Origin of the sequence: Maribellus sp. YY47, from assembly GCF_023111095.1 — a bacterium.
Taxonomy (GTDB): domain Bacteria; phylum Bacteroidota; class Bacteroidia; order Bacteroidales; family Prolixibacteraceae; genus Draconibacterium.
In genome coordinates this window covers 215509-223371 of the sequence record NZ_JALGYW010000008.1, presented here as the reverse complement: position 1 = coordinate 223371, position 7863 = coordinate 215509, and the positions used below count along the sequence as shown (strand labels likewise).

Below are 7863 nucleotides of genomic sequence, written 5' to 3'. Positions count from 1 at the left end.
ATAATTGCTTGTTTGCATGCAAAAATCCGTATTTTCAATTCAAATCGTCACGCTATCAAAAATCGCTACAAGTACGACTAACAAAGAATTTCAAAGAACGTCTATTAATTTTTAATACCCACTAGTGATGTGAATATAAGAATTAAAGAAAAAATAATTCCTGCCATTCGGGGTTAAAATTCAATCTATAAATCCTGGTCTGATGACTTTTTTTGACTCTTTAAAAGTGTTCCTATTTCCTGAATTCCGATCTCCAAAGCTACTCCTAATTATTATCCGTTCTATCTAAAGAGTATAAAGCCTTACCGAATATTTGTCTTATCGCTAATCACAAAATCGGGAAATCAGAAATTATATATTCGCTTCTTTCACCAATAATATTTTTCAAATATCTCTCTGTCATTTGAACCGATGAATGTCCATTCTGTCCCTGTAGGTCACGTAAAGGTATTCCAGCAATAGCTGCTCTTCCATTACCGGTATGTTTCCAGCTGTACATCTTATAATCTTCAGGCATCCCTAATTTTCTTCTGATACGCACCCATCTATCACTCATATTATTATAACTCACGGGGTCGTTTCCGGGTCTCCCCTTCTTTCCAATTACATAGTACTTTTTAGGATAACTATCGATACGATGGTTCTGTAAAAGTTCTTCTTTAAAAACTTCTGGGATGCTTACCACCCGCGCTACATCTGTTTTAGAGTTTTCCGTTTTAATCCTAATAACGGAGCGGCCTAAATCAATATCACCAATTCTTAAAAATCTTAGTTCCTTTCGAGGACGAATAAAACAATAATATATAAATTGACAAGCTAACCATAATTGAGGGTCTGATTTTAAAATGGCTTTCTTCAGTATTGGAATATCTATCTCCTGAATAGGTAAAGCAGGGCTATCACTTACTCGCCTGGTCATAGGAAGATCAAAACATGGATTAGAATATCCTTTTCGTTCCTTACAAACAAAATTAAAGACCTCTTTTAATAAATTCTGGTAGTTCTGCGTTGTTGTGCGGCTCAACTTTACGTTATCGATAATGTGCCATGAGAAATCAACTATAATTTGATTCGTGATATAATTTATATCCACTTCATTCATTCCGACACCTTCCAACCAACTGTCAAAAATTCTCAACCGGCTGCGGTAAGTTGACAAACTAGCTGGCTCTAATTCAGCTTTTTTCCAATTAATGTATTTACTTGCATAAAAACGAAAAGTTCCATTTTTAGCCTTAAGTTTCCGATAGTTCCTTATAGCTGTTTGAAATTCCAGATTGTCATCATAAACAACTAGACCTTCATTAAAAGGGCTCCATCCCTCTTTCAGCTTTTCAGTCCAATAATGTTTCATTTTTTCGGCGGCAGCCTGACGTTCCACTCGTGTTCGATGCTTATTAATACCCTGGTATTTTCTAAAACGAACCATTTTATTGTTTCTCGGATTACGAACGTAGAATTCTATAAACCACTTATTCTTTTGGGAAACTCTCCCAGAGCAGTTAAAAATCTGGGGCAATCTGATTAGTTCTGTTTTGTTGGCCATATCTTCGATTTGTCTATTCACTAAATTTTGACCACAAAAAAAATGGCCTAACTATCTAAGAAGTAGACAATTAGACCATTTAACTGTGGGAAGAGCAGGATTCGAACCTACGAAGGCGTAGCCAACAGATTTACAGTCTGCCCCGTTTGACCGCTTCGGTATCTTCCCAAACTTTTTGAGCCGAATCTCAGATTCGAACTGAGGACCCCGAGATTACAAATCACGTGCTCTGGCCAACTGAGCTAATTCGGCATATATTTTATCAGTTTTTTTTTAAGAACGTTGCTTCTGTTTCAGCGGCTGCAAAGGAAAGAAAATCTTTCAAAACCGCCAAACTTTTTTTTCAATTTTTTCAATCTTTTTTTTGAACGCTTTTTCTTTCGAAAAAAGTGGGTAAGCTACCTGTGTCGCACCGCTCAACCGCCTACCCTTGCTGCCTTCCGACCCTGGGGGGATTCAGCAGGAGCTGGTCGCACAGGACTTACCCGGCGCAAAAGTAGAAATTTTTCTATTCCCGCCAAACTAATTTTGGCATTCGCGTAACGGAACTTGCCTTCTTTCTACTTATCCTACTGAAAACCTGACACTAAAATGATGTATTTTTTTTCAGAAAAATGAAACGGCTAAAAAAACAATCTGAAAACAGACGAAATAGCACAAGAATTCCCCAACCCACTACACCTTCATCGTCCAAAATAAAAGCCTTCCTTTCGGCCGATCATTAAAAATACGTTTATATTTGTTGAACCTAATCTATAAAACAAAAAAAATGGAAGAGCAAAAACCTGCATCGTTATTGAAATCATCAGTTGTATCGGGCATCTACATTGGAATAGTGCTTATTCTAATTTCGGTAGTAATGTATGTAACCAATAATATGTTTGCCACATGGGCATCGTATATTACCTACCCCATTTTGATTGCCGGGATTGTTTATGCTCAATTGAACTTTCGCAAAAGCCTCGGTGGCGAAATGACCTACGGACAGGCTTTAGGCGTTGGTATTCTGGCACTTGTTTTTGCCTCGATTGTATCGGGCATCTACACTTACCTGATGTATGCGATAATTGACCCCTCGTTACAGGAGCAACTGCGCATTGTTTCGGAGCAAAAAATTATTGAAAAGGGAACAGTACCCGAAGAGCAATTAGATATGGTAATGGAAATGACTGCCAAGTTCCAGAAACCGGCCGTACTGGCGGTGATGGGCATATTGGGTGGTGCTTTCTTCGGATTGATCATTAGCTTAATTACAGCAATATTTACCAAAAAGAATCCTTCTGACGAGATTCCTGAATAAGAACATAAACTTTAGCAATGGATATTTCCGTAGTTGTGCCCCTTTTTAATGAGGAGGAATCGCTTCCAGAGTTAGCGGCCTGGATCAAACGTGTGATGGACGAGAACCAATTCTCGTACGAAATTATGATGATCGATGACGGGAGTCGCGACGACTCATGGAATGTGATTCAGAAACTTCAAAAAGAAAATCCGCTGATTAAAGGGATTAAATTCAGGCGCAACTACGGAAAATCTGCAGCTTTGTATTGCGGGTTTGAAGCGGTTCAGGGCAATGTAGTGATCACTATGGATGCCGACTTGCAGGACAGCCCCGACGAAATTCCGGAACTCTACCGGATGATACAAGAAGAGGGATACGACCTGGTTTCGGGCTGGAAAAAGAAACGTCACGATCCCGTTCTTACCAAAAATCTTCCGAGCAAACTCTACAACTGGACGGTTCGCCGAATGAGTGGAATAAAACTCCACGACATGAATTGCGGCCTAAAGGCGTATCGTAAAAACGTGGTCAAAAGCATTGAAGTGTACGGTGAGATGCATCGCTATATTCCGGTGCTGGCCAAATGGGCAGGCTACAAAAACATTGGCGAGAAAGTAGTGGTTCATGCCGAACGAAAATACGGTGTTACCAAATTTGGCCTCGAACGCTTTGTACGCGGGCCACTCGATCTTCTTTCGGTGATGTTTATTTCACGCTTTGTAAAACGCCCCATGCATTTTTTTGGCATTCTCGGAGCCATCATTTTTATTATCGGTTTTCTTTCAGCCGGATACCTGGGCGTTCAAAAGCTGATATCGCTCAACCAGGGAATTACCGGGCACCTGGTTACCGACAGCCCCTATTTCTACATCGCACTCACATCGATGATAATAGGGGCACAATTTTTTATGGGAGGATTTCTGGGAGAACTGGTATCCAGAAGTTCGAGTGAACGAAACAAATACCAGATTGAAGTAAAAACCTTTGAATAAAAGGCACCTTTTTTTATGCAGCAAAAAGAAATCCGATTCAGAAAAACCCGCGACCTTGGCGCAATTATTACCGACTCTTTCGATTTTTTAAAACAGGAAATTAAACCCATCTCCAGAATATTACTGGTGTATGTGCTTCCGTTTGTGGTTTTGTATGCAGGCGCGCAAATATACATGCAGCGAAATGTGCTTAGCCGTTTCGACCTAAGCAATACAGAGTCTATCATGGCCAACATCGGGCCCTTTTATTCGAACCTGTTTATTTTTATGTTGTTCGGAACGTTTATCAATTCGTTGTTGGTGGGCACGTATTATTCGTACCTCGAAGCCTATATAAAACAGGGAAAAGGTAATTTCACGCTACAGGATATCAGCTCACATTTTTTTCACAACAGTCTGCTTGCCCTTGGTGCAGGACTGATATTTACAGCAGCCACTTTCCTGGGGATTTTTATGTGCTTTCTTCCGGGTATTTACATCGCCAACACCTTGTCGCTGATCGCCTTTATTGTAATTTTCGAAAAGAAAGGCATCAGTTACGCCATCTCAAAATCGTGGCAGCTCGTGAATTCCCAATGGTGGAACACACTGGCACTGAACATTGTTGCCCTACTGATGATTTACGCCATTGGCACATTATTGTCGTTGCCTACTCTTATATTTGGTTTTTCAACCGGCATTTTTGCCCCGGCCGATGTTAACCTGGCCGACTTCCCCAACTGGTACTGGGCATGGACAGCTCTTACCTCGATAATTACAACAATGCTAAGTGTAATACCGGTTACTTTTCTGGCTTTTCAGTACTTCAATCTTGAAGAACGCGAAAACCCGCAAAGTCAATCCTAAGCGGGAGTTTTTTAGCGAAACAATGTAACGTTAATTTCGATCACCTGTTCATCGCAAACAAAAACTTGTTTACAATGAATTTCGCTTGATAAACTCGAACGGGCTTTTTATCCGCCGGAAATCATTATTCAGAATCATTCGGGCAACGGTGCGGCCAATTTCGTCGTGATTGGTCGTAATGGTTGTAATCCCGTCTTCCAGAATTTCCTTTACCGGATTGTCGTTATAGGCCACTACGCCCACATCAACGCCGGTTTTCCATTTTCGATCGCGGCATATTTTGATAAAGCGATATAAATCGTCGTCGGAAACCAAAACATAAGCCTCGTTCTTCTTCACTTCTTCTTCGGCAAACTGATGAATCACCGAAAATTCGAGTTCGTTCACCTGGCAAAATATCTGGAACCCGCGAATGATATTTCTGGAATAAAATTCGTTTTGCGGAAATACCAGGTTTAATTTCTTGTATTTGCAAATCAAAAGCAGAGCTTCTCCCAAAGCTGTTTGAATGTCTTTTTCGAACTCCTGGTACACCACCGGATAATCGTTCAGCACATCCAGATTACGGTCGATCAGCAATACCTTTTCTTTCGGTATTTTCCGGATCACTTCTGCAGCCTTAACGTTTTCGTCGTTGAACTGGGGCAGAATCACAAAATAATCGTAGTTGGTCAGGTGATCGTTGATGATCTCTTCGAATTTATCGATGCTGTAATTATAAATAAATACATCAACACCCGCCTTGTTCCCCAGGGTTTCAACAAACGAGTAATAAATGTTCCTTTTATAATTGCTCAGTTTGTTAAAAACCAAAGCTACCTTTAGTTTCTTCTGAACATTCACATGGTTTACATAATAACCTTTCCCACGAACCGATGCCAGAATTCCTTTCTTTTTCAAAGAAACATAGGCCTTCTCCACCGTGTCGCGCGAAAGCAACAAATCTTCGCTGGTTTCGTTGATTGACGGAACCCGCTGCCCCTTTTTGAAAATTCCGGATTCGATATCCGAAATAATCAAATCCACCACCTGCTTGTATTTGGGTACTTCAGAATCATGATCGATGCGATAATCAACACTCATACCTCTTACTTTTCTAATATCTTAATTGTTGTACGTCTGTTTTGTCTTCTTCCCTCCGGAGTTTCGTTGCTCGCAATCGGGGTTGTATCTCCGTAACCGTCCCAGCGCAGTCGGTCAAGTTGAATTTCGTTGCTCACCAGGTAATCAACTACCGATTTTGCCCTAAGTTTCGAGAGTTCGAGGTTCTTCTCCGGATTACCCGAGCTGTCGGTATGTCCCTGAATTTCAACTTTCAATTTTGGATTTGTTTTCAGGAAAGACACCAGCTTTTGCAATTCAGGTTCCGACTGAGGCAAAATGCGGAACGAATCCGTTTCGAAATAAATATTATACAATTCCATTTGTGCCCCAATTTCGATGGGCTCCAAATCGATGTTCAAAATAATCGGATCGGTAATGGTATTCACCTCCGCCAGCTGCATCGATTCGGAATAAAACAGGTAACCGCTTTCCGAAACATTAAACGCATAATTACGGCGCAAAGGTAGAGCCAGCATGGCCTCGCCTTTCTCATCGGCTTTCTGGGTACGGCTTTGATCCTGCTTCGAGTTAATGTTTACCAGTTCAATGGTAGCTGCAATCGGCTGATGCGTTTTCTTGTTCCGAACAGTAGCTTTTACATAAGTAACCGGTTGCGGTTGCAAACCACGGTCGAGGTTAAACGAGAAAATGTCCATCCCCCTGTCCGACTCTCGTGCCGAAGAAAAATAAGCAACATCTCCAATCGAACTGATCGTTAGTCCCATATCATCTTTAAAGGTATTGATCGGGTAGCCCATATTTTTAACATCATGAACTTCTCCGTTTTCATCAATAAATGCCGAAAAAAGATCGAGGCCGCCCATTCCAACGTGTCCGTCGGAGGCAAAATAGAAATTCTGATTGTTGGCATGGATAAACGGAGAAACCTCGTCGCCGTCGGTATTAACCAATGCAAGATTTTCCGGTTTGCCCCACATTGGATCTCCATCTTCACCAAATCCAAGAAACTCAACCCTCCAAATGTCTTTTTTCCCTTTTCCTCCCGGACGGTTACTCGAGAAATACAAAAAGTGGTTATCGGAAGAAAGCGTAGGCTGCGCTTCCCATGCCGAGGTATTTAGAGGCGATCCAGCACTGCGGGGCTCTGTCCATTTTCCGTTCAGAAACCGCGAAAAATAAATATCGCAGCTCCCCAGTCCATCGGGACGGTTGCAGGCCGTAAAAAAGATGATGCGCGAATCGGCTGACAAGGTTTGAGCCCCCTCGTTGTCGTTGGTGTTTACGCCATCCATGGGTTGGGCCTCCCAGTTTACTGAATCGAGCTCTACCATAAAAAAATCTTCCTGCGGACGGTTTACCGAGTCGCGGACAAGACGGGTAAACACCAGGTGTTTTCCATCCAATGTTGGCGTGGGCCAATACTCGTCGAATTCGCTGTTCACGCCATCTCCCAGGCGGTTGGGCTCAAAATTAACGGGATTGGCAATAGCCTGAATGGCAAATTTGCAACTGGCCATTTTGCAGGCCAGCAAAAACTGCCGTTTCTCGGAAATATTTTTGACTGCTTTGTATTTTTCATAAAAACTCAAAGCTTCGGAGTACATCCCCAGCCGGTAGAAGGCTTCACCCAAACGAAAATCAATCAGTGCGTTGTCGCTGTTCTTTTGCGCTTTGGTCAGGTGAATGATCTCGAGCCGGGTTGAATCCATATCTTTGTACATTTCAGACAGCAAAAGGTGAGTGTTTACATCCTCACTATCGATGTCCAGTATCTGCCCACATACTTCAATGGCTTTTGCATATTGGTCAGAAGAGTAAAGACTTCGTGCTGTTTCGAACAGTTTTTCGGTGCGTTTTGTGTTCTGAGCCCCTGCAAACCCAGAGGTAAAAAGGATAAAAAGAGCTACTATCCCAGTGGTGTAACAACTCTTTATCAATCGGTTATGTTTTTTAATCTGAAAATTCATTTTTGTGAATGATGAAGTTTCTTTGAATTATTTTTTTTCCTATTTTGCTCTAAAATACAAATTTAAAAAGAGATTCAAATTTAATGAGCTGGACGGGTAAATAAAGGGAAAATAAACATAAAACCCGTTCCATCGTAAAGATTAAAAGACTAAGGTTTTTAAAGC

At 41.5% G+C, this 7863-nt stretch carries 6 protein-coding genes, 2 tRNA genes and 1 other RNA gene; 3 read left to right on the top strand and 6 right to left on the bottom strand.

What is annotated here, in order from left to right; translation table 11 throughout:
- Positions 1–328: 328 nt before the first annotated feature.
- From MR764_RS08810 to ffs, 4 genes are all read right to left on the bottom strand, one after another.
- Positions 329–1546, bottom strand: coding sequence for a tyrosine-type recombinase/integrase (locus tag MR764_RS08810; protein ID WP_247979043.1), 1218 nt, complete (start codon positions 1544–1546; stop codon positions 329–331).
- Between the two features lie 86 nt (positions 1547–1632).
- Positions 1633–1714: transfer RNA gene (locus MR764_RS08805), tRNA-Tyr, on the bottom strand.
- Positions 1715–1724: 10 nt separating this feature from the next.
- Positions 1725–1798: transfer RNA gene (locus tag MR764_RS08800), tRNA-Thr, on the bottom strand.
- Positions 1799–1934: 136 nt separating this feature from the next.
- An RNA gene (ffs, locus tag MR764_RS08795) (signal recognition particle sRNA small type) lies at positions 1935–2033 on the bottom strand.
- 282 nt (positions 2034–2315) lie between these two features.
- Between ffs and MR764_RS08790 the strand changes: the two genes are divergently transcribed.
- Genes MR764_RS08790 through MR764_RS08780 form a run of 3 tightly spaced genes read left to right on the top strand, consistent with a single transcriptional unit; the run spans position 2316 to position 4666 of the window.
- Complete coding sequence (locus tag MR764_RS08790) at positions 2316–2846, top strand: DUF4199 domain-containing protein (protein ID WP_247979042.1); 531 nt, start codon at positions 2316–2318, stop codon at positions 2844–2846.
- A gap of 17 nt (positions 2847–2863) precedes the next feature.
- Positions 2864–3820 (top strand): glycosyltransferase family 2 protein, encoded by a 957-nt coding sequence (locus MR764_RS08785; RefSeq protein ID WP_247979041.1) that lies wholly within the window; start codon positions 2864–2866, stop codon positions 3818–3820.
- Between the two features lie 15 nt (positions 3821–3835).
- Positions 3836–4666 carry a hypothetical protein gene (locus tag MR764_RS08780; RefSeq protein ID WP_247979040.1) on the top strand — a complete coding sequence of 277 codons (831 nt, stop codon included), beginning with the start codon at positions 3836–3838 and terminating at the stop codon, positions 4664–4666.
- A 69-nt stretch (positions 4667–4735) separates the two neighbouring features.
- Here the strand turns inward: MR764_RS08780 and MR764_RS08775 are convergent, their stop codons facing one another.
- Both MR764_RS08775 and MR764_RS08770 read right to left on the bottom strand, forming a co-directional pair.
- On the bottom strand, positions 4736–5749 hold the full coding sequence (locus MR764_RS08775; RefSeq protein ID WP_247979039.1) for a GntR family transcriptional regulator: 1014 nt from the start codon (positions 5747–5749) through the stop codon (positions 4736–4738).
- A gap of 5 nt (positions 5750–5754) precedes the next feature.
- The gene (locus tag MR764_RS08770) at positions 5755–7668 is read right to left on the bottom strand and encodes an OmpA family protein (RefSeq protein WP_247979038.1); all 1914 of its coding nucleotides are present in this window, start codon (positions 7666–7668) and stop codon (positions 5755–5757) included.
- Positions 7669–7863 lie beyond the last annotated feature (195 nt).

Bases quoted from the DNA above. Each gene is read 5' to 3' on its own strand.
- MR764_RS08790 (WP_247979042.1), top strand. From the start codon at position 2,316: ATGGAAGAGCAAAAACCTGCATCGTTATTGAAATCATCAGTTGTATCG.
- MR764_RS08780 (WP_247979040.1), top strand. From the start codon at position 3,836: ATGCAGCAAAAAGAAATCCGATTCAGAAAAACCCGCGACCTTGGCGCA.
- MR764_RS08785 (WP_247979041.1), top strand. From the start codon at position 2,864: ATGGATATTTCCGTAGTTGTGCCCCTTTTTAATGAGGAGGAATCGCTT.
- MR764_RS08810 (WP_247979043.1), bottom strand. From the start codon at position 1,546: ATGGCCAACAAAACAGAACTAATCAGATTGCCCCAGATTTTTAACTGC.
- MR764_RS08775 (WP_247979039.1), bottom strand. From the start codon at position 5,749: ATGAGTGTTGATTATCGCATCGATCATGATTCTGAAGTACCCAAATAC.